The organism is Vibrio sp. JZG120 (assembly GCF_053890955.1).
The window spans coordinates 1,045,915-1,066,206 of sequence record NZ_JBSRRK010000001.1; the positions used below are offsets into that span (position 1 = coordinate 1,045,915).

Below are 20,292 nucleotides of genomic sequence, written 5' to 3' on the forward strand. Positions count from 1 at the left end.
TCTCCTTATTGACCTAGTGTTTGTTCACCCAAATCAGCAAGCGGATGTTCGTCATCCGGCCAAAGTGAGGTAAACAAGGTATCGATGACATCTTCATCGACTTCACTGACACTGTTAAACATCCAGTTAGGTTCGCCATCCCGGTCAATAAGCCGAGAACGGACGCCCTCTTTAAACTCACCTAATAAGGCGCTGCGAACCGATAAACTCAGCTCCAAGCGGAAGCAATCTGCAAGTGGTAAGCTGTGGTATTCTTTCACTTGTCTGAAGCAAATATGCGCGGTGATCGGACTGCCCGCGGCGAACGTTTGTTTCGCGTTTTCTATCCACTGACTGTTCCCTTCGATAGCCATGATTCGCTGTGCTATTGCATTAAGATCAAAGCCTTTGCACGCTTCCTCTATCTGATCTAAGTATGGACAAATTTGCGTGGTTGGTTTGCTATCAATAACCTGTTCTTCCATTAATTGTAGTAGCGCAGTTACCAACTCTTTCGCATCTTCTTTGCCCCACTGGAGCCGCTTTAGCTCATCCAGTAAGGTGGGATACTGCTCTTCCAACAGTAACCAATCGGCCAAACCAATAGTGACAGCGTCACTTGAATTCACCATTGAACCTGTCAATCCGAGGAATAAACCCACTTGCGGATCTATCTGGCTTAAAAACCACGTACCTCCCACATCAGGATACAGTCCGATATTGATTTCTGGCATAGCAAGGCGTGATGTTGTTGTCACAACTTTATGGCTGGTTCCCATAAAAAGCCCCATCCCACCACCCATGACAATACCTTCTCCCCAGCCGATAATAGGTTTGTTGTAAGTGTGGATAAGATAGTCACACTCATACTCCAACGAGAAATAGTCCGTACAGAACTCTACGATTTTTTCTTTACTCTCGTTATGCATGACGTGATACATAGCTCGAACATCGCCACCAGCGCAGAATGCTTTTTCTCCAGCGCCGGTTAGTACCACACAAGTCACATGCGGATCATCTTGCCACTTGATAAGCTGATCGTTGAGTTGGACCAACATGTCATACGTCAAAGCATTCAATGAAGCGGTGTTGTCTAACGTTGCGATACCAATGCGGTGCACGCCATCTAAGCACTCTATTTCACTGATGGTTACCATCCCTGCCATGTGGCCTCCTATCGGTTTTTCCATTGCGGTGGGCGTTTTTCTAAAAAGGCGCGAACACCCTCAACTTGATCTTCCGTATCAAAAAGATTCAGAAACAACTCTCGCTCTTTCATTAAGCCGTGCTTAAGTGGCGCAGAGCGCATATTTTGAATGAGCGCCTTACATGCGGCGACAGAAGATGGTGACTGGTTCGCAACAGATTCAGCAAGCTCCAACGCTTTACTTAACGCTTCGCCTTTGGGAACCAACTCCTCAGCCATGCCTAGTTCTTTTGCTTTGTCAGCGCTGACTTGTTCTCCACATAAAACGATGCGCTTTGCCCAGCCTTCCCCTACTAACGCTGTGAGATTTTGGGTACCGCCAGCGCAGGGCAAAAGTCCGACTTTGGCTTCAGGTAAAGAAAGTACCGCTTGCTCTTCAACTACTCGAATATCACAAGCTAATGCCACTTCTAAACCTCCGCCCATGGCGTAACCATTAATGGCGGCAATGGAAACACCACGGAATTCCGAGAGCGTTTCAAAAGCTTCACCAAAGCATCGCGCCATGTCTAACGCAACCGCTTTGTCACCATCAGAAAATAGCTTGAGATCAGCACCAGCAGAGAAAAACTTTTCTCCACTGCCGGTTAAAACCAGTGCGTAGACCTGCTTATCATTGTTAAGTGTGAGTATCAGCGATTTCAGTGCCTTGAGACTCTCTGCTGTCCACGTATTGGCTGGCGGGTTGTTCATCGTCACCACCGCAACGTGATTAGTGATCGTATGTTGAATGGCTTCTTGGGTTAATGGCATATCTGAATCCTTTCTCAATGAGCAAATCCAATACTTCGCTACAGCAAGGCCGATTCCTCAGAGAGCAAACGGCGCGCGATGATCAAGCGCATAATTTCGTTCGTTCCCTCCAGAATTTGATGCACACGCACATCTCTGAAATGACGCTCCATTGGATACTCTTTGATGTAACCATAGCCGCCATAAAGCTGCAGCGCTTGGTCGCAAACCTGAAAGCCTACATCGGTTGCGAACCGTTTTGCCATCGCGCAATAAGCCGTGGCATCCGGGTCATTTCGGTCGAGCTTACTGGCGGCATAGCGCACCAACTGCCGCGCAGCCACTAGCTCTGTCGCCATGTCTGCCAATTTGAATTGTAAGGCTTGAAACTGCGCAAGCGGCTTGCCGAACTGCTTACGTTCTTGAATATACCGTGCCGCCTGATTAAGGGCCTGTTGCGCCGTACCGACGGAGCAGGTCGCAATATTTATACGCCCTCCATCAAGCCCTTTCATCGCAAAAACAAAACCGTGCCCTTCTTCGCCCAGTAAATGGCTAGCTGGAACAACGACATTTTCAAAAGTAACCGCTCGTGTTGGTTGGCTATTCCAACCCATTTTGGGTTCTTTGCGCCCATAGCTGATACCACCTGCTTGAGCAGGAACAACAAATGCAGACACGCCTTTGGCACCCGCTTCTCCGGTTCTCGCCATCACGACCAAAACATCTGTCTCTCCTGCGCCAGATATAAAGGTTTTGCCACCGTTGAGCACATACTTATCTCCCTTTTTTGTAGCGGAAGTGGTCAGTGCAGCGGCGTCTGATCCTGCGTTGGGCTCGGTTAAGCAATAGGAGCCTAACCACTCCCCCGTAACTAACTTCGGACAGAACTGCGTTTTGGCTTCATCGGTAGCAAAACTGGCTATCATCCAACTGACCATGTTGTGAATCGTCATAAACGCCGTAGTGGACGTACATCCCATGGCCAGTTGTTCAAAGATAATTGAAGCATCTAAGCGACTCAGCCCTAGGCCACCTTGCGCTTCTGGAGTGTAGAGACTGAGAAACCCCAGTTCTCCCGCCTCTCTCAATACGTCTTTGGGGAAGATCTGTTTTTCATCCCACTCCGCCGCCATCGGCGCTAAACGCTCATCGGCAAATTGCTGAGCGGTATCGGCAAATGCACGTTGATCTTCATTAAGTTCAAAGTCCATAAAAGCTCCTTCTATTCACTCAGCGCAGTTGGATGGTCAGATTAGGCCCCGTTGGAATATCGTCATCAAACCAACGCGCCGTCACCGTTTTAGTCTCGGTATAAAAACGTACCGCTTGTTTACCATACGCATGTAAATCACCATAGAAACTGCCTCTCCAACCAGTAAAGGAGAAAAATGGTAAAGGGACTGGAATTGGCACATTGATCCCCACTTGACCGACTTGAATGTCATGCTGATATTTTCTTGCAGCAGCGCCATTAGCGGTAAATATGGAAGTGCCGTTCCCGTATGGGTTGCGATTCACTAACTCAATGGCCTCTTGCAACGTTTCGACTTCCATACAAACTAAAACAGGGCCAAATATCTCTTGCGTGTAAATCGACATATTCGCTGTTACACCGCTAAACAAGGTTGGGCCAATCCAGTTTCCATCGGGAAAGCCTTCCACTTCACACTGACTGCCATCGAGTTCACACACTGCGCCTTGTTGTTTGCCATCTTCAATTAGGTCCAATACGCGTTGTTTAGCTTGTTCACTGATGAGTGGGCCATAAGCAGCTTGCTCATCGTCCCAAGGCCCTGGGTGTACTTTCGCCATTGCCTGTTTGAGGTCTGTAATCCATTGTTTTGAATCGCCGACAAATACCGCAACAGAAATCGCCATACAACGCTGCCCCGCCGCCCCAACGGAGGACCCCACTAGGTTATTCACCACTTGTTCTTTGTTCGCATCAGGCATGATCACCATGTGATTTTTAGCACCAGCAAAAGCTTGAACGCGTTTAAAGTGTTTCGTACCCGTGGTGTAGATATAACGGGCAACAGGAACCGAGCCAACAAATGACACCGCTCGAATGTCAGGATGAGCCAGCAGAAAGTCGACTTGGTCTTTGCAACCGTGAACGATTTGCAACACTCCTTTCGGCGCGCCAGCTTGCTCAAATAGTTCGGCTAAACGAATAGAGGTCAACGGCACTTGTTCGGAGGGTTTAAGCACAAACGTATTGCCCGCAGCGATGGCGATTGGGAACATCCACAACGGAATCATGGCAGGAAAGTTAAACGGCGTAATGCCGCAACACACACCTAGGGGCTGAATCATTGAGTAACTATCAATATCCGTGGCAACATTTTCGACGGTTTCGCCCATCAAATTGCTGGCAATGTTTGCAGCCTGCTCAACCACCTCTATGCCTCGCCACACATCGCCTTTAGCATCCGCTAAAATCTTACCCGTTTCATGAGAAAGCAGTGTGGCAAGCTCATCATGATGTTCTTTGAGAAGGTGCTGATAACGAAGCATGACTCTGGCACGCTCGGATACTGCCACTTCCTTCCAGGATTGGAATGTCTCTTTCGCATTATCAATGGCGGCTTCCATCTCGTGATCCGTTGAGCAGGGAACGTACGCAATGACATCATTATTGGCAGGATTGGTCACCTCAACCCAATCCGAAGTTTGAGATTCACGAAACTCTCCACCAATAAACAAGGGAACCAAACGAGTCATCATTTACTCCTTTCTGATTTCAATTAAAGCGGTATTTCAATGCCTATCGCCGTTGCCTCTCCACCACCGATACAAAGTGACGCAACGCCTCGCATCACTTTTTTGGCGTCTAGATCACCGTCGGTACCTAAAGCTTGTAGCTGACGCAAACTATGAATCAATGTCACCAGAATTCGTGCGCCACTTGCGCCTATCGGATGCCCGAGTGCACACCCTCCACCTTTAATATTGACTTTGCTCATATCAAGCCCAAGTTCTGCTACCGCGATTTGTGTCACGACAGCAAAGGCTTCATTTATCTCCCACAGATCCACTTCGTCAATTGACCAATCCAATTGGGACAACAACTGTTCAATCGCATAAACGGGAGCCAAAGTATATTCAGCAGGTTTTCTGGCGTGTGTGGCGTGAGACTTGATAACGGCGAGTGGCTCAAAACCTTGGTGGATCGCAGTCTCTTCATCCATTAGAACAAGCGCTGCAGCGCCATCGGAAATCGCACTAGAATTAGCAGCGGTCACTGTGCCTTTTTTATCAAATGCAGGTTTGAGTTGAGGGATTTTATCCAGATCAATCGAGCGCGGGTGCTCATCGTAATCCAGCGTTCCTTGTTCAGACTTGGTGTTGAATTCAATCGGTGACAGCTCGTCTGCAAATAAGCCTCGCTCTTGAGCTTCCAACGCACGTTTTGCCGACATCACTGCCCATTCGTCCATGTGCTCTCTGGTAAACTTAAGCCTGTCTGCGACGTGCTGAGCATAAACACCCATTAAGTGCCCTTCGTACGCATCTTGCAATCCATCGAGAAACATGTGGTCATACGTCGACTGGTGGCCCATGCGCATTCCCTTTCTCGCCTCTTTCAATAAATACGGCGCATTGGTCATACTCTCCATACCACCAGCAATGGCCGTTCGAATCGTTCCAGCTTTGATAAGATCGTGCGCCAACATGACGCTCTTCATGCCGGAACCACACACTTTATTGATAGTCGTACACCCTACATTCATGGGTAAATCCGCACCAATTGCCGCTTGTCTCGCCGGGGCTTGCCCACAACCCGCAGGGAGCACACATCCCATGAAAACTTCATCTACAGATGTCACATTCACTTCATGCGTCGCAGCCTTTATCGCTAGTGCACCTAATTGGGGAGCGGAGTAAGTTTGCAACTTTCCTTGAAAGCGCCCGATCGGCGTTCTCTTCGCGCTGACAATCCAGATGTCTTTTTCCATGATTCGCATTCCCTTGAGGTATATGTGAACACTAGACTGACTGATAACGCCCTTGCATGACATTGCTTACCAAGTGCTACGCCAGTCTTTGTCGCCCTTTCTCACTGACAAACTTTCATACTGCGATTTCTTGACGTTTACGTAAGCATAGCACTAGCCTTTACAATGAGATGAAAAAACACACCAAGTAGGCGTTTATCTTTCAAAATTTGCGTTCGGCCTTTCCGTTGAAGGTTCGATTTCCAGAAACTGGATTTTTATTCGAGGTAAGTATGTTATGGAAAAATACAAGATCAGTGACCTCGCCAAGGAGTTTGATATTACCACTCGCAGTATCCGGTTTTATGAGGACGTAGGTCTGATTGAACCAGAGCGAAAAGGCAACATGCGCGTTTATCAACGCAGAGATAAAATTCGTCTCAAACTGATTTTAAGAGGGAAACGGCTCGGTTTTTCACTGGCAGAAATTCGTGAACTTTTCGAGCTCTATGACATGCAACAAACCGAAGGACAGTTATTGAAAATGCTCAATATCATTGAAGAGAAACAAGCCGTCCTACAACAGCAACTCAATGACATCAGCGTCGTAATGGCAGAGTTGAATGCCGCTAAAGAACGCTGTATTCAAACACTCAAAAGCAAAGAGACATAACCGCTATACTCAAATAGCGACACCGCAATCGGCTTTTCCACCTTACCTCTGATATCGGGAGACGTTATGAAAAGCACCTACGCCCCACTCAATTTCGGACTTGGTGATACCATCGATATGCTCCGAGACCACGTTAATGCCTTTTCTACGGAACATATTGCTCCCATCGCCGCAGATATAGACCGCGATAACCAGTTTCCGAAGCATTTGTGGCCTTTGTTTGGAGATATGGGGTTGCTCGGTGTCACCGTCGATGAAGAACTTGGTGGTGCAGGCATGGGATACCTTGCTCACGTTGTGGCGATGGAAGAGATCAGCCGAGCCTCTGCCTCCGTCGCTTTAAGCTACGGCGCTCATTCTAATCTGTGCGTCAATCAGATTTTTCGCAATGGCACGCCTTCTCAACGCAAGAAATACCTTCCTAAACTCCTCGATGGTACGCACGTTGGCGCCCTAGCTATGAGTGAGCCCAATGCCGGTTCAGACGTGATAAGCATGCAACTGAAAGCGGAGAACAAGGGCGACCATTTTGTACTGAATGGCAACAAAATGTGGATCACCAACGGTCCCGACGCTGACATAGTAGTGCTTTACGCTAAAACGGATGTCAATGCAGGTTCACGAGGTATTACCGCATTCATTGTTGAACGCAACGTCGAAGGTTTCAGCCATGCTCAAAAGCTGGACAAATTAGGCATGAGAGGCTCGAACACTTGCGAACTTGTGTTTAACAATTGCGTAGTGCCGAAAGAGAATATTCTTGGCGATCTGAATCAAGGCGTCGAGGTGTTAATGAGTGGGCTGGATTACGAGCGCGTCGTCCTCGCTGCCGGACCACTCGGGATAATGCAAGCTTGCATGGACATTGTGGTCCCGTACGTACATGAACGAGAGCAGTTTGGAAAATCCATTGGCGAGTTTCAGTTAGTTCAGGGCAAGATCGCCGATATGTACTCTCGAATGAGTGCAGCAAAAGCGTATGTATATACCGTCGCAGCGGCTTGTGATCGAGGTAACGCAACACGCAAAGATGCCGCAGGAGCGATTCTGTACAGTGCAGAACTCGCCACACAAATGGCACTTGATGCAATACAGTTGCTCGGTGGGAATGGCTACATCAATGAATACCCTGCTGGTCGTTTGCTACGTGATGCAAAGCTTTATGAAATCGGCGCGGGTACCTCAGAGATTCGCCGCATGTTAATAGGCCGAGAACTGTTCGAAGAATCTCGCTAAAGGAACATACGACAAGGAAGTCATTATGGCCATTATCAAAAGTAAAACTAAGCCAACTGACGAGTTATTTCTTTCCAATAAAGCTGCGATGGAAACGTTGGTCACTCAACTGAATCAACACATCGAGACCATCAAACAGGGAGGCGGTGAAAAAGCCATTCAGCACCAGAGGCAAAAAGGAAAACTCCCCGCCCGAGAACGCATCGCGCGCTTGCTTGATGACAACACTGACTTTCTTGAAATCAGCCAGTTTGCCGCCTGGCAAGTGTATGACGAATCCATCCCCTGCGCTGGCGTTATCGCCGGCATTGGTTTCATAGCGGGGATTCAATGTATGGTCATCGCCAACGATGCTTCGGTAAAAGGCGGAACCTACTACCCACTCACGGTAAAAAAACACCTTAGAGCGCAAGAGATAGCCCAACGTTGCCAACTCCCCTGCGTATACTTGGTGGACTCCGGTGGCGCAAATCTCCCTCATCAATCCGACGTCTTCCCCGACAAAGAACACTTTGGTCGCATTTTCTTTAACCAAGCGAGGATGTCAGCAAAAGGCATCCCTCAGGTTGCTGTTGTGATGGGGCTTTGCACTGCTGGGGGCGCATATGTTCCTGCCATGGCGGATGTGTCCATTATGGTCAAAGAGCAAGGCACCATATTTTTGGCGGGACCGCCTCTGGTGAAAGCGGCCACTGGCGAAGTCGTGACGGGTGAAGAGCTCGGCGGTGCAGACGTGCATTGTCGTAAATCTGGTGTTGCTGATTATTACGCTGAAAATGATGAGCATGCCCTAATGCTTGCCCGAGAAGCCATTGCCAATGCCAATAGAGCGAAACCGATTAAGCCGGAAAACACCGTGCTACCTCCCCGCTACGATGCTGAAGAAATCTACGGAATCGTGAATGCCAACTTACGACTATCATTCGACGTTCGAGAAATCATTGCCCGCATCGTCGATGATTCTGATTTTGACGAATTCAAAGCCTTGTACGGCAGGACGTTAGTGTGTGGCTTTGCTCGCATTCACGGACACTTGATCGGCATTGTGGCAAACAACGGCATCTTGTTTTCTGAATCGGCACAAAAAGGCGCGCACTTTATTGAACTTTGCGCCAAACGGAAAACACCGCTTCTCTTTCTCCAAAACATTACCGGATTTATGGTCGGGAAAAAGGTGGAAGAAGAAGGCATCGCAAAACATGGCGCCAAGCTGGTGATGGCCGTCGCTTGTGCTGACGTACCAAAGTTTACCGTGATCATCGGTGGGTCGTACGGCGCTGGCAATTATGGCATGTGCGGCCGAGCTTATGATCCAACCATGATGTGGATGTGGCCGAACGCGCGTATTTCTGTGATGGGCGGAGAACAAGCGGCAGGCGTCTTAACACAAGTTCGAAAAGACGCGAAGGAACGCCAGAGGGAAGCGTGGTCAGAGCAAGAAGAACACACTTTTAGAGAATCAATCATAGACTTGTATGAAACACAAGGACATCCCTATTTTGCGAGCGCTCGGCTATGGGATGACGGAATTATTGACCCCAAACAAACGCGTCAGGTGTTGAGTCAGGCGCTAACGGCAGCATTAAATGCCCCCATTCCTGATAGCGAGTTTGGCGTCTTCAGAATGTAAATATCCCGAGATAAATTAAGGAAGTAAGTATGCAGGAAATGCAACCAAGCATTATTCCCAACGCCCAAAGGCAAGATGATGTTCTTTGGCATGTCGATGACAATGGCGTAGCGACCATCACTCTAAACAGAACAGCCAAGCACAATGCTTTTGATGCTTGTACGATCGACTTGCTGATCCATCGTCTAGATTATCTCGCTTTACGAACGGATGTGCGGTGCTTGGTATTAAGAAGTAACGGCAAGCACTTTTCATCCGGGGCCGACCTGAATTGGATGCAGTCGATGGCCGACAGCACGAGGCAAGATAATTTCGTTGATGCCCAAAACTTGGCAAGACTCATGGAAACACTAGATTCGTTCCCTCAACCCACCATCGCGGTTGTACAAGGCTCCGCTTACGGCGGCGCGCTGGGATTGATTTGTTGCAGTGATATCGCCATCGCGAGCCAATGTGCCAACTTTTGCTTAAGTGAAGTTAAGCTTGGCTTAGTTCCGGCAACCATTGCACCCTACGTCATGCGAGCGATGGGGAATCGACAAGCTAGACGTTATATTTTAAGTGGTGAAGTCATTTCAGCCGAGGATGCCGAACGGTTTGGTATTGTGCACGAAGTGAAAGAAGCCAAACAACTTGAAAATGCGGTCGATAGCGTGATCAAGACGTTACTACTTAATAGCCCAGATGCGATGCGTAAAGCGAAAACGCTCTGTCACCAATGTCATCAAAACCCCATCGATCAACAACTGATTCACTATACCAGCAAGCTCATTGCGGACATTAGGGTATCGCCACAAGGCCAAGATGGCTTGCAAGCGTTTCTTGAAAAACGAAGCCCAAGTTGGGTAACCAAATCACAGGACAAGTAATGCTGCCTTCCAAAGTAAATATTGTCGAAGTAGGTCCACGAGATGGGTTGCAAAATGAGTCTCCTGTTGCGACCCAGACTAAAATCCGGTTGATCAACTTACTCTCTGATACTGGGCTAACGCATATTGAGGCGGGCTCTTTTGTTTCGCCCAAATGGGTGCCACAAATGGCGGACTCAACAGAGGTCATGAAAGCAATAACAAGGCGAAATCATGTTACTTATTCTGCCCTGACACCAAACCTAAAAGGCTTCGAACAAGCCTTGGAGGCTGGTGCCAATCAGGTCGCAATTTTCACTTCATCATCAGAAGGATTCTGCCAACACAATATCAATTGCTCGATTGCAGAAAGTTTAACTCGCTTCGAGCCTGTAATGCGATTAGCCACCAAACACGGCATCCCTGTTCGAGGTTATCTATCCTGCGTTGCCGATTGCCCTTACGACGGTCCAACAGCCCCTAAACAGGTGGCGAGCGTGACCAAATCGCTCATCGATTTAGGGTGCTATGAGGTGTCTCTAGGTGACACCATCGGCACAGGCACGCCAAATCGAATTGCAGCCATGCTGGAAGCCGTCATGTTGGTTGCACCTCTTCCCCAGCTTGCTGTCCATTTCCACGATACATGGGGACAAGCGCTCGCCAATATTCATCAAGCATTGAGTATGGGCATCAATACCATCGACAGCAGTGTAGCTGGGCTGGGAGGATGCCCATACGCTCATGGGGCCTCGGGGAATGTCGCGACGGAGGATGTACTGTATTTATGCCAAGGATTAGGGATCGAAACGGGGATCGACTTGGAGCTGTTAGCAAAAGCTGGCTGGATGATCAGCGAAGAGCTTAATCGAGAGCCCACGTCAAAAGTATCGCTAGCTTTGCGTAACCGTATGACATCTCTAGCGTAAGACGTTTATTAAACCTCGTAGTTTGCTTTGATACCAATATCAAAATGAAGTGGCATCCGCCACTTTGATATAGACAGGAAGCCCATAATTAAGCCAGACAACCCTGTTGCAATATTCGCTACCGTCAGTATTTCGAAACAAAACGCAAAGGTTGCGATGGCAAGTAGCACTGGCACCGCTTTCAAGCCTGGAACTTTAAAACAAAAGGACTCTTTCAGCGCCACACCGGAAAAAGTGACAAAGACAAAACCAAGAGAAAGCCACACGCGGGATAAGTCTGGATCGCTCACCATGAAGAGCAGTCCCACCCAAGTTGACCAGCTGATGACAGTACGCACAGTTTTACTGTAGACATGGATAGTTGCTGCAGTTAATACACCTGCAATGGCGATGATCAGCAACACATTTCGATCATAAAATGCTGAACTTTCAATAAGGTGCAAACCCGATATCGTCATCGCGATAAGTCCAAAGGCAAATACGCTAATTCCTAAACGGTATAAACAGACACTTAAAATATCTAAAAAGTCTAGTGATTCCTGATGCTCAGTATTGGCCATGCTTCACTCCTAAATTGTTCCCTACCCACATTTCTTGAAGCTACCTAGGGATAGACAAACGAAATCGACCGCCAGTACGATAAATAATAAGAGAGAATAAGATAAGCACACAGCCTACTAGCTTATTTGCCGTTAGCACTTCGCCATACCACAGCACGCTCAGAATGACGGTCCAAACTGGCTCTAATATCATGATCAAGGCAGCATTACCTGCCTGAACAAATTTTTGCCCCATGGTTTGCATTACGTAACGCAAGCTCGTCGCTAGCAAAGTGCTCAACGCGAACCACCACCAAATGGAGGAGTCAACCTCTGCCGGAAAAGACTCCATAAAGAAAGAAACCAACAAACCTAAACAACCAGCAGAAAAAAGCTGCACGCAAGTAAGCAGCAACACAGGCAATTTTTGAGAATATTTGCTGTTCACATTAAAGTGAAGCGCCAAAACCAGTGCCGCCCCAAGAAACCAAAATTGACTGGCCGATTGCTTCCAACCGCCAACTAAAGAGAGACAGGCGAGACCTAATACCGCGATAGGCAAAGAAAGCCAGAAAATTCGTTGTGGTCGTTGACGAAACATAACCCACGCAACAATCGGCACAAATAGCATGGAGAGACTCATGATAAATGCGCCTTCCCCGAGCGTGTCGCTGATGGAGATGGCGTAAATCCATGTCATAACGGCACTACCTAACAGTAGCCCGACACCACCAGCAGAAAGCACATCTCTCAAATTCGCTTTCAACAAAGGTCGATAGCACAACGGCAGCAGACAGAGCGATGCAATAGTAAATCGCGCCCCGATAAAGCCGAAAGGTGGTAAACCCTGTATTGTTTCCTTAGAAAAGATCCAACCAAGTGCCGCGATCATCGTTGTCGCAACCAGAATAACCGTCGCTTTGCGTTCTGAGTTAAACATAAGTACTCACAAAATATGGAACACAGTATCGCAGCAAGGGAAGTTTGCTGCGCTGTTGTATCAATTTGAAAGGAGTTTCTGTCGAGCGGAAGTGAAAGCCCGATTCTCTCCTGTGTTGTTGTTAAGCAGATTGAAGTTCTGCGGTCGGATACATTAAAGGCAGGCAAAGTCTTAAGGCAAGCGTTTTCTTATACTAAATTGCCTAAGCATCTTATGCATTAAACAAACTGGCTAAAACTTGGACCGGATGTCGAACTACCTCCCCTTCAAAACGCTTAACTTGACTGCGACAGGAATACCCCGTGGCTAACACACGCTCAGTGGGCAGGTTCTTTATATTCGGTTTCCAACTCAGCTGATAAATAGCTTCAGACGTACTTTTCTTATCCACTTCATGGCCGAATGTCCCCGCCATACCGCAACATCCCGTAGGTATCACATGCAGCTTTAAGCCAAAGTAATGAAAAATAGACTGCCAAGATTTCTCAGTCTCCGGTATTTTGGTCTTTTCTGTGCAATGCGCCATCAAATACCAAGGCTCTTCGTCTGATACACTTACTGGCGGCCATTCATTGAGTGTATCCACCAGCCACTCATGAGCCGTATAAACTGTAAATTCGCCCCGCTTTTCTTTTAGAGCCTGACGGTATTCATCACGATAACAAAGCACTAAGGCTGCATCGATACCGATCATAGGAATTTCAAGCTCAGCAACTTGTTTGAGAAAATCCGAAGTGTTTTGTGCATTTCTGGCAAATGCCTTAAGGAAACCTTTTACATGTTGAGCTTTCCCATTGGGTTTGAAAGGCAGAACAACAGGGTGTTTCCCTAACCGCTGCAATAACTGAATAAAGTCCGCAACCAACTCGGCTTCATAAAAGCTGGTAAATGGATCTTGAACAATCAAGACGTAATTTTGCTTCACTTCTGGGGAAAGCGATTCTAGATACGCAAAGTCGAACGGGCTCACTCCAAGTGCCTGACATCGACTTTGCAACGTAGGGATCGATAGCACTGGCGAATCAACAAAACCAATGGATGTCTCTAATACTTGCGTAACGGGCCGAGTAGATGCAATTTGATTAACCAGCTTGGGGGCTTTTGCCATAATCGGCAGCAGTTGCTCAATATTCGACACCAGATAGTCGCGCAGAGGTCTGCGATAACGTGAGTGATAGAGGTGTAAAAAACGCGCTCTAAAATCAGGCACATCAACTTTAACAGGGCACTGACTCGCACACGCTTTGCACGCTAGACAGCCATTCATCACCTCATAAACTTCATGCGATAGGTCATCAGATGTGGGGCGAGATATCAGTTGGCTCAGCTTCTGAGCCAAAAGCTTAACAGATAACGTTTGATTGAGAAGCTGTTGTTCGTTAGCGAGCAAATCGAAGCCACTGTCATTCAGGCGACGCAGCCATTCACGCATTATCCCAGCCCTCCCTTTCGGAGAGTGGCGACGATCGGCTGTTACTTTAAATGATGGACACATTGGGCTGTCAGCATCGTAATTAAAACACAGCCCATTGCCATTGCAAGACAGCACGGGCTTAAGCGACTCTCGGACTGCTACGGGGATCTGACGATCATAGTAGCCACGCTTGGTCGCTGTGACTTTTACCATGTCAGCGTCGCTATTCAGTGGTGTGCAAATCTTGCCCGGGTTCATTTTATTGTCGGGGTCAAACGCCGCTTTAATGCGCCTTAATTCAGTAAAGACCTCATCACCAAAGAAGGCAGGTCCATATTCTGAGCGATATCCTTTACCGTGCTCTCCCCACATTAAACCATTGTATTTTGCCACCAGCGCGACCACATCATCGGACAGTTGATGCATCAACGCTTCTTGATCAGGGTCACACATATCGAGCGCTGGACGCACGTGAAGAACGCCTGCATCCACATGACCAAACATGCCATAATGCAGGTTATTGCTGTCTAGCAACGTACGAAATTCCGCGATAAAGTCCGCCAAATTTTCAGGCGGTACACAGGTATCTTCCGCGAATGCAATCGGCTTTGCCTGACCTTTGGTCGCGCCAAGCAGCCCAACCGCTTTCTTGCGCATACCATAAATGGCTTGGATGTCTTGGGGGTCACGACAGACTTGATAACCTATGATACCACTGCGTCGGTGAGCTATTTCTTTATCGAGAATTGAAAGTAAGCGTTCAACTTTATCCTCAATATCATCGCTGTGACTGCCTGCGAACTCGACAAAGTTAATCCCTTGCATCTCTTTGCCCTGCACATCTGAGATCGCGTGTTTTACCGAGTGCCAGACAATGTCTTCTCTTGCAAGATTAAGCACCTTTGCATCAACCGTCTCTACCGATAGCGCCTCTGCTTCGACCATCAAGGGAGCATTTCGCAATGCAGAGTCAAAACTATCGTATTTAACGTTCACTAACCGTCGCGTGGTAGGTATTCGCGTAAGGTTGAGCTTGGCTTCAGTGATAAAAGCTAACGTACCTTCAGAGCCACATAATATTCTCGTGACATCAAACTCTTCACTCTTGTCGTTGATGGCATTTTTTAGGTCATAACCAGTAAGAAATCGATTCAGAGGAGGAAACTTATCCAGAACCTGTTGACGCTTGTCTCGACAAACTTCCTCTGTAATTTTTAACGCTCGCGATACTACATCACTGTTTAACCATTTGTTTTGTTGAATTGCTTCGGTATCGAGCACCGAACCATCCGCCAATACGGCTTTGAGCGCCAACACATGATCCGAGGTTTTACCATATTGCAAAGAGCCTTGGCCTGATGCATCGGTATTAATCATCCCACCTAATGTTGCGCGGTTGCTGGTCGATAGATCTGGCGAGAAGAAATAACCATAAGGGCGAACGATGTCGTTGAGTTGGTCTTTGACTATCCCTGTTTCCACTCTCACCCAGCCTTCCTGCTCGTTAATCTCTAACACTCGATTCATGTAGCGAGACAGGTCAACCACAATCCCCGTGTTCAATGATTGTCCGTTGGTGCCCGTTCCGCCTCCTCTGGGCGAAAAGGTCAGGTGTTTAAATTCATCACGAGCACTGACCTTGCCAAGTATTACCACATCATGATGGTTGGCAGGAAAGACGACCGACAACGGAAGTTGCTGGTAGACGCTGTTGTCAGTCGCCATACTCAATCGAGTGGTATAGCGAGCATCAGTATCCCCCTTGAAACCAAGCTGTTTAAGGGTGTTAAAGAACTTGATAACCACAGGATCAGAGGAAACCTGTAGCGGAAGTGCAGGAAGCATAATTTGAATCGGTGCCTTACGGTTGTCTTTTTAGGTTCGTAACATGAATGCGGAGTTAAAAGTGGTAGAGGCGCTTGGGGTTATCGACCAGAATCTTGCCAAACAGTGTCGTATCTTGCGTCCAGTGCCACAAGGTATCTAATAGCTGGCCATCATTTGGCATCTCAGCAGCAAAACATGGATGAGGCCAATCCGAGCCCCAGACGCATTGCTCTTCATTCGCTTCTAACAAAGCTTGAGCAAACGAAGAAACGTCATCATAAGGCGGTGATTGAAGCGACAAACGATACGGCGCCGACAATTTTGTCCACACTTTCCCTTCGGCCTTAAGCTTCAATAAGGTTTGAAAACCAGGATGAGAAATAAGCTTGTTTGTTGGCATATGTCCAAGATGATCAATCACTACGGGCACGGGTAAAGCCCTTAATCGCTGATATAAGTCATCAAACTGCGAAACATCAATTAAGCATTGAAGGTGCCAGTGTCGCTCTGCAAGGCGAGCCGCTAAACGTTCAACATCACGCCACTCAATACCACCTTTAAACAGTAGATTCATCCGCACCCCACAAAATCCCGCTTCTTGTAGCTCATCCAGCGTTTGCTCGGACACATCCGCATCCACGACCGCGACGCCTTTGTAGTCGTAACCTTGCTGGCGTAAATACCGTAATGTATCAAGATGCAACTGGTTGTCATTGCCATACACACTCGGCTGAACCAGCACGCCATGACGGATGCCTAATTGCTGGTGCAAATGCAGGTACGCGCCGACGCTGGCATCAGGTGGTGTGTAGGTTCGCGTTTCACAGTACGGATAACGTGAAGAAAAAACGTGGGCGTGACAATCAACCGCGCCTTCAGGAATCGCGATTGTTGGTTTATTTACAAATGGGTCAGCCGCTTCACAAAATGGAATTATGCTCATCGAAAATCATCCTGTCAGAAAGGTAGAGGTGCCATCAACGAAAGCACCTCTTAAAGACTTAACTGAAGTTCTCACTCAACCAGTTCGCGATCACGCCAGAGAACTGAATAAACTTAGGATCGTCGTCCAACATCCACTCGGTGTGACCACCTTCCGGCAGTAAGAATAGAGATTTCGGCCCAGGGTATTTCGCGTACAGCGACTTTGCTTCGGTCACTGGGTGAAGGTCGTTTTCTGCACCGTGCGCAATCAAGATTGGCGCGTCTGCAAATCGCTCGTCCAGTAGAGCTTCCGGTTTGAAATTGATGAGAGAATCCGCAAAGTCCAGATCAGATGTCACTCCGTAGCCCGGCGCTTTGACCAGTTCAGTGAATACATATTCGCGGCTTACTGGATCAAGCGGGTAGATTTCAAATGGATCAATCCCCTGCTTTTCTCCACCAAGAGCAAGACGTGTACGCTCTTCTAACATAAATTGACGGAACGCTTTCCAGCCGTGCTCGCCACGTTGAGCAACCTGAACACGTACCGCATCATAAAAGCCGTTCATGGAGATAAGGCCATCAATCGCATCTTGGCAAACTCGGTAAGCATCAAGAATTAATCCACCCGCCATGCCCCAGCCAGCCAGTACGACTTTGCGGCCTTCCTCGTTAGCGCGCTGTTTCACAACCGCAACCGCATTAGCGATGTCGCGTACTTGTTCATCCAGAATAACTCGCTCACGAATACCCTCAGATTCACCAAAGCCACGGTAGTCAAATCCGAATACTGTAAAGCCCTTCGCAGTTAAGGCTCTCGCGTAACGTTCTGGGTGAATATTTTTTTGCCCAGTAAAGCCTGAGCAGACAATAACGATCGGTAAGTCTGGGTTGTTAACGTTCTCGTCAGTAAAGAAAGCGCCATCAAGGCGTAGACCATCACTAATTACTGGGGCTTTTTGTTCAATCATAATTATCTCGTCCAAATGAATGTGTATGCTCGACAAAGAAGTCCTTGTCTTAAGTCACATCATGTTCGAATTTTGATAGCAATAATTTAACAATTGCGACATTCTTATCCAGAAATACGACATAGATGAACTGCCCACTTGGTGACCACAGAGAATGAAAACGACACACACGTATCGCATTGGTTTTTTCCTTATTCCTGATTTTTCGATGCTCTCTTTTTCGGCGGTTATCGAACCTCTTCGAATGGCCAACCGCCTCGCTGGTTGCGATTTGTATCAGTGGGATATTTATGGATTCGAAGATAAAGAAGTGTCGGCCAGTAATGGCGTTTCATTCTCGCCAACACAGTCAATCAACAACATTGCTCATTTAGACTTGCTGCTGGTTGTGGCAGGTATTGGCGCCCATGTTGCTGCTGCGAGTGGCTCGGTGAATCAGTGGTTAAAACAGGCGCTTCGTCAAGGCATCGCCGTGGGCTCGACTTCGACAGGCAGCGTGTTGTTAGCAAAAGCTGGCCTGTTAAAAAACAAAACGTGTACCGTGCATTGGGAGTCCGCCAACAGCCTGGCAGAGGAGTTTCCAAACATTAACGTGACCAGTGAGTTGTACGAATTCGACCCACGCACACCAACTTGTTCGGGCGGCTTAGCCGGTTTGGATATGATGCTTCATTTAATTACAAACCAACATGGGAGTGACTTGGCGAATCAAGTGGCAGAGCAATGCATTCACCCTGCGATTCGACCAGCGCATGATAAACAGCGGATGTCGTTAATCCGTAAGCACAACATCCGCCACCCGCGCCTGCTCGACGCTGTAGAGATCATGGAAGCCAACATGGAAGAGCCGCTAAAGTGCTATGAAATTGGCGAGCAAGTAGGGTTATCGGTCAGGCAGATGGAAAGGTTATTTTTGCAATACTTGCAAGACAAACCAGGCAATTACTACCTTCAACTGCGCCTAGAGCGCGCTCAACATTTGTTGTTGCAAACCATGTTGTCCATTACTCAAATCAGTACCGCTTGTGGGTTCAGTTCTACATCGTATTTTGCGCGCTGCTACAAAAAACGCTATGAAAAAACGCCGCGTGAAGAGCGACGTTTAACTTAAGATTGAGTAAGAGAAAAGAAGTTCGATCTCTTCGATCTCATCGTGATGTGTCAGACGGCTTATCAGACAAAGTGCCTTGGTAAAGCAGTGATAGCCAAGCAAGTACCTGATCTTTACTGGCTTTATCAAGTTGCAAACAGCCCTCTTCTATCGCTGACACGCGCGAAGCGGACAATTCTTTCTCTGCCAAAGTGCGAAACTTACCTTGCATCTCGTCTCGACTGAGCGGATTTTCAGGATTACCTCGCGCAATACAGGGAGGCGAAGTCAGTTTGTCGCCATTTTTCAACGTCACCACGACATGCGCCCAGCGTTCGGCTGGAAACTTATCATTGTAAGCAGGCTCTTCAATTAACTTCATCCGCTCCGTAATTGCCAAGCGAGCAGGATCTTTCAGTCCTTTGGTAACGGCTTCTACCGTGACCGTATTATCCATGACCGCACTCGCGACTGAAAATGGCAAACTGTACTGAGCCTGCTCGGTTGTCTCAGGGCGCTTGGTATGCAGGCACACCGCCTGGTGAAAGCTGTGAACTTCGATAAGTTCAATCTCATCAGGTTTTAGTTTATTTTCTTGTTGCAGTGCTCTCACCGCTTCAACCGCAGGTTGAGCCCAACGACAAACCGGATACGGTTTAAAGTATTGCTCCAGAATATACCAGCGCTGCCCTAAATCTGCCCACAAAGCGTGAGTTTGTTGGTCCAGCAGAGTCACGGCTGGCGCGCCAGTAAATCCTTCTTCTGCCAGCTCTGCACTGGCAAAGCCCGCCATTGCTCCCCAGCCAGAGCCGTCTTTGAGCATGGTTGGATGTTCAATACAACGCATCATTTGGCTGCGTGGACCATAAAACTCAGCAATGCCGAGCGCATGCCCTGTTTGTGCCTCCGTTAATTCTTTTCTTCTTGCAGATACTGCGGCGACGCCCAGCGCATTCCAAGCACCAGAAGTATGGTAGTCACAAGCGGTTTGATGCAGCGCGATTCCGGCGCGAGTTGCTATTTCGTAGCCAATGGCGAGGGACGTTAATAACTCTTCTCCCGTAACTGCTGACTCATGCATACTGGCGAGCAGCCCCGGCAAAACAGCAACGCCTACATGGCCTTTCGTCAGGACTTGGCCGTCGTGCGCGTCCATACTGTCAATCAACATGCCGCCATATAGAGTCGCCCCACAACCACTGGCCGTGTGATCAGAAAACAGCATCGGCGTATCGCCGGCAAACTGCTTCTGCGCGAGTTTGGCTACCATATTTTGCAGCTGCGTCGCTTTACCAGCTGCAGCGACACCTAACAAATCCAAGACGCAATATTTCGCTTGTTCAATAACGTCAGCAGGAAGCTGTTCAAAGGTTAATTCGTGAATAAATCGATGAATAGATTGCATCATCTAC

The 20,292-nt window shown here is 47.9% G+C and carries 17 protein-coding genes; 6 read left to right on the forward strand and 11 right to left on the reverse strand.

What is annotated here, in order from left to right:
• Positions 1-5: 5 nt before the first annotated feature.
• The 5 genes from ACWPOD_RS04470 to ACWPOD_RS04490 are packed head-to-tail and all read right to left on the reverse strand — an operon-like array spanning position 6 to position 5,880.
• A complete protein-coding gene (locus ACWPOD_RS04470; RefSeq protein ID WP_048625200.1) occupies positions 6-1,145 on the reverse strand; it encodes an enoyl-CoA hydratase/isomerase family protein in 1,140 nt (379 codons plus the stop codon).
• An 8-nt stretch (positions 1,146-1,153) separates the two neighbouring features.
• Positions 1,154-1,939, reverse strand: a complete 786-nt coding sequence (locus ACWPOD_RS04475) for an enoyl-CoA hydratase (RefSeq protein ID WP_456231588.1) — start codon at positions 1,937-1,939, stop codon at positions 1,154-1,156.
• Between the two features lie 38 nt (positions 1,940-1,977).
• A complete protein-coding gene (locus ACWPOD_RS04480) occupies positions 1,978-3,132 on the reverse strand; it encodes an acyl-CoA dehydrogenase family protein (RefSeq protein WP_456231589.1) in 1,155 nt (384 codons plus the stop codon).
• A gap of 19 nt (positions 3,133-3,151) precedes the next feature.
• Entirely contained in the window at positions 3,152-4,645 is a 1,494-nt protein-coding gene (locus ACWPOD_RS04485) for a CoA-acylating methylmalonate-semialdehyde dehydrogenase (RefSeq protein ID WP_456231590.1), read from the reverse strand.
• A gap of 23 nt (positions 4,646-4,668) precedes the next feature.
• Positions 4,669-5,880 (reverse strand): thiolase family protein, encoded by a 1,212-nt coding sequence (locus ACWPOD_RS04490; RefSeq protein WP_456231591.1) that lies wholly within the window; start codon positions 5,878-5,880, stop codon positions 4,669-4,671.
• A 277-nt stretch (positions 5,881-6,157) separates the two neighbouring features.
• On the opposite strand from ACWPOD_RS04490, the gene ACWPOD_RS04495 reads away from it, so the two are divergent.
• From ACWPOD_RS04495 to ACWPOD_RS04515, 5 genes are all read left to right on the forward strand, one after another.
• Positions 6,158-6,532 carry a MerR family transcriptional regulator gene (locus ACWPOD_RS04495; protein ID WP_012842485.1) on the forward strand — a complete coding sequence of 125 codons (375 nt, stop codon included), beginning with the start codon at positions 6,158-6,160 and terminating at the stop codon, positions 6,530-6,532.
• Positions 6,533-6,598: 66 nt separating this feature from the next.
• Positions 6,599-7,768 (forward strand): isovaleryl-CoA dehydrogenase, encoded by a 1,170-nt coding sequence (locus ACWPOD_RS04500; RefSeq protein ID WP_256952341.1) that lies wholly within the window; start codon positions 6,599-6,601, stop codon positions 7,766-7,768.
• A gap of 25 nt (positions 7,769-7,793) precedes the next feature.
• Positions 7,794-9,398 carry a carboxyl transferase domain-containing protein gene (locus ACWPOD_RS04505; RefSeq protein ID WP_456231592.1) on the forward strand — a complete coding sequence of 535 codons (1,605 nt, stop codon included), beginning with the start codon at positions 7,794-7,796 and terminating at the stop codon, positions 9,396-9,398.
• 29 nt (positions 9,399-9,427) lie between these two features.
• A complete protein-coding gene (locus ACWPOD_RS04510) occupies positions 9,428-10,267 on the forward strand; it encodes an enoyl-CoA hydratase-related protein (RefSeq protein ID WP_104970103.1) in 840 nt (279 codons plus the stop codon).
• A complete protein-coding gene (locus ACWPOD_RS04515; RefSeq protein ID WP_432609407.1) occupies positions 10,267-11,175 on the forward strand; it encodes a hydroxymethylglutaryl-CoA lyase in 909 nt (302 codons plus the stop codon). Before ACWPOD_RS04510 ends, ACWPOD_RS04515 begins: the two co-directional genes overlap by 1 nt.
• A gap of 8 nt (positions 11,176-11,183) precedes the next feature.
• Here the strand turns inward: ACWPOD_RS04515 and ACWPOD_RS04520 are convergent, their stop codons facing one another.
• From ACWPOD_RS04520 to ACWPOD_RS04540, 5 genes are all read right to left on the reverse strand, one after another.
• On the reverse strand, positions 11,184-11,735 hold the full coding sequence (locus ACWPOD_RS04520) for a DUF2301 domain-containing membrane protein (RefSeq protein ID WP_258640540.1): 552 nt from the start codon (positions 11,733-11,735) through the stop codon (positions 11,184-11,186).
• Between the two features lie 40 nt (positions 11,736-11,775).
• Positions 11,776-12,654 carry a DMT family transporter gene (locus tag ACWPOD_RS04525; protein ID WP_048625206.1) on the reverse strand — a complete coding sequence of 293 codons (879 nt, stop codon included), beginning with the start codon at positions 12,652-12,654 and terminating at the stop codon, positions 11,776-11,778.
• Between the two features lie 211 nt (positions 12,655-12,865).
• Positions 12,866-15,913 carry a D-2-hydroxyglutarate dehydrogenase YdiJ gene (gene ydiJ, locus ACWPOD_RS04530; protein WP_456231593.1) on the reverse strand — a complete coding sequence of 1,016 codons (3,048 nt, stop codon included), beginning with the start codon at positions 15,911-15,913 and terminating at the stop codon, positions 12,866-12,868.
• 55 nt (positions 15,914-15,968) lie between these two features.
• On the reverse strand, positions 15,969-16,838 hold the full coding sequence (locus tag ACWPOD_RS04535) for an amidohydrolase family protein (protein ID WP_085568954.1): 870 nt from the start codon (positions 16,836-16,838) through the stop codon (positions 15,969-15,971).
• 58 nt (positions 16,839-16,896) lie between these two features.
• Positions 16,897-17,790 (reverse strand): alpha/beta hydrolase, encoded by an 894-nt coding sequence (locus tag ACWPOD_RS04540; RefSeq protein WP_167418992.1) that lies wholly within the window; start codon positions 17,788-17,790, stop codon positions 16,897-16,899.
• Between the two features lie 154 nt (positions 17,791-17,944).
• Here ACWPOD_RS04540 and ACWPOD_RS04545 point away from each other — a divergent pair, with 154 nt between their 5' ends.
• Positions 17,945-18,901 carry a GlxA family transcriptional regulator gene (locus ACWPOD_RS04545; RefSeq protein WP_182033584.1) on the forward strand — a complete coding sequence of 319 codons (957 nt, stop codon included), beginning with the start codon at positions 17,945-17,947 and terminating at the stop codon, positions 18,899-18,901.
• A 37-nt stretch (positions 18,902-18,938) separates the two neighbouring features.
• Here the strand turns inward: ACWPOD_RS04545 and ACWPOD_RS04550 are convergent, their stop codons facing one another.
• On the reverse strand, positions 18,939-20,288 hold the full coding sequence (locus tag ACWPOD_RS04550; protein WP_456231594.1) for an MmgE/PrpD family protein: 1,350 nt from the start codon (positions 20,286-20,288) through the stop codon (positions 18,939-18,941).
• Between the last annotated feature and the right edge of the window lie 4 nt (positions 20,289-20,292).

Excerpts from the sequence above, each read along its gene's own strand:
- ACWPOD_RS04510 (WP_104970103.1), top strand. The coding sequence starts at position 9,428 with ATGCAGGAAATGCAACCAAGCATTATTCCCAACGCCCAAAGGCAAGAT.
- ACWPOD_RS04515 (WP_432609407.1), top strand. The coding sequence starts at position 10,267 with ATGCTGCCTTCCAAAGTAAATATTGTCGAAGTAGGTCCACGAGATGGG.
- ACWPOD_RS04485 (WP_456231590.1), bottom strand. The coding sequence starts at position 4,645 with ATGACTCGTTTGGTTCCCTTGTTTATTGGTGGAGAGTTTCGTGAATCT.
- ACWPOD_RS04540 (WP_167418992.1), bottom strand. The coding sequence starts at position 17,790 with ATGATTGAACAAAAAGCCCCAGTAATTAGTGATGGTCTACGCCTTGAT.
- ACWPOD_RS04550 (WP_456231594.1), bottom strand. The coding sequence starts at position 20,288 with ATGATGCAATCTATTCATCGATTTATTCACGAATTAACCTTTGAACAG.
- ACWPOD_RS04535 (WP_085568954.1), bottom strand. The coding sequence starts at position 16,838 with ATGAGCATAATTCCATTTTGTGAAGCGGCTGACCCATTTGTAAATAAA.
- ACWPOD_RS04470 (WP_048625200.1), bottom strand. The coding sequence starts at position 1,145 with ATGGCAGGGATGGTAACCATCAGTGAAATAGAGTGCTTAGATGGCGTG.
- ACWPOD_RS04525 (WP_048625206.1), bottom strand. The coding sequence starts at position 12,654 with ATGTTTAACTCAGAACGCAAAGCGACGGTTATTCTGGTTGCGACAACG.
- ACWPOD_RS04505 (WP_456231592.1), top strand. The coding sequence starts at position 7,794 with ATGGCCATTATCAAAAGTAAAACTAAGCCAACTGACGAGTTATTTCTT.
- ydiJ (WP_456231593.1), bottom strand. The coding sequence starts at position 15,913 with ATGCTTCCTGCACTTCCGCTACAGGTTTCCTCTGATCCTGTGGTTATC.
- ACWPOD_RS04500 (WP_256952341.1), top strand. The coding sequence starts at position 6,599 with ATGAAAAGCACCTACGCCCCACTCAATTTCGGACTTGGTGATACCATC.
- ACWPOD_RS04545 (WP_182033584.1), top strand. The coding sequence starts at position 17,945 with ATGAAAACGACACACACGTATCGCATTGGTTTTTTCCTTATTCCTGAT.
- ACWPOD_RS04490 (WP_456231591.1), bottom strand. The coding sequence starts at position 5,880 with ATGGAAAAAGACATCTGGATTGTCAGCGCGAAGAGAACGCCGATCGGG.
- ACWPOD_RS04495 (WP_012842485.1), top strand. The coding sequence starts at position 6,158 with ATGGAAAAATACAAGATCAGTGACCTCGCCAAGGAGTTTGATATTACC.
- ACWPOD_RS04520 (WP_258640540.1), bottom strand. The coding sequence starts at position 11,735 with ATGGCCAATACTGAGCATCAGGAATCACTAGACTTTTTAGATATTTTA.
- ACWPOD_RS04475 (WP_456231588.1), bottom strand. The coding sequence starts at position 1,939 with ATGCCATTAACCCAAGAAGCCATTCAACATACGATCACTAATCACGTT.
- ACWPOD_RS04480 (WP_456231589.1), bottom strand. The coding sequence starts at position 3,132 with ATGGACTTTGAACTTAATGAAGATCAACGTGCATTTGCCGATACCGCT.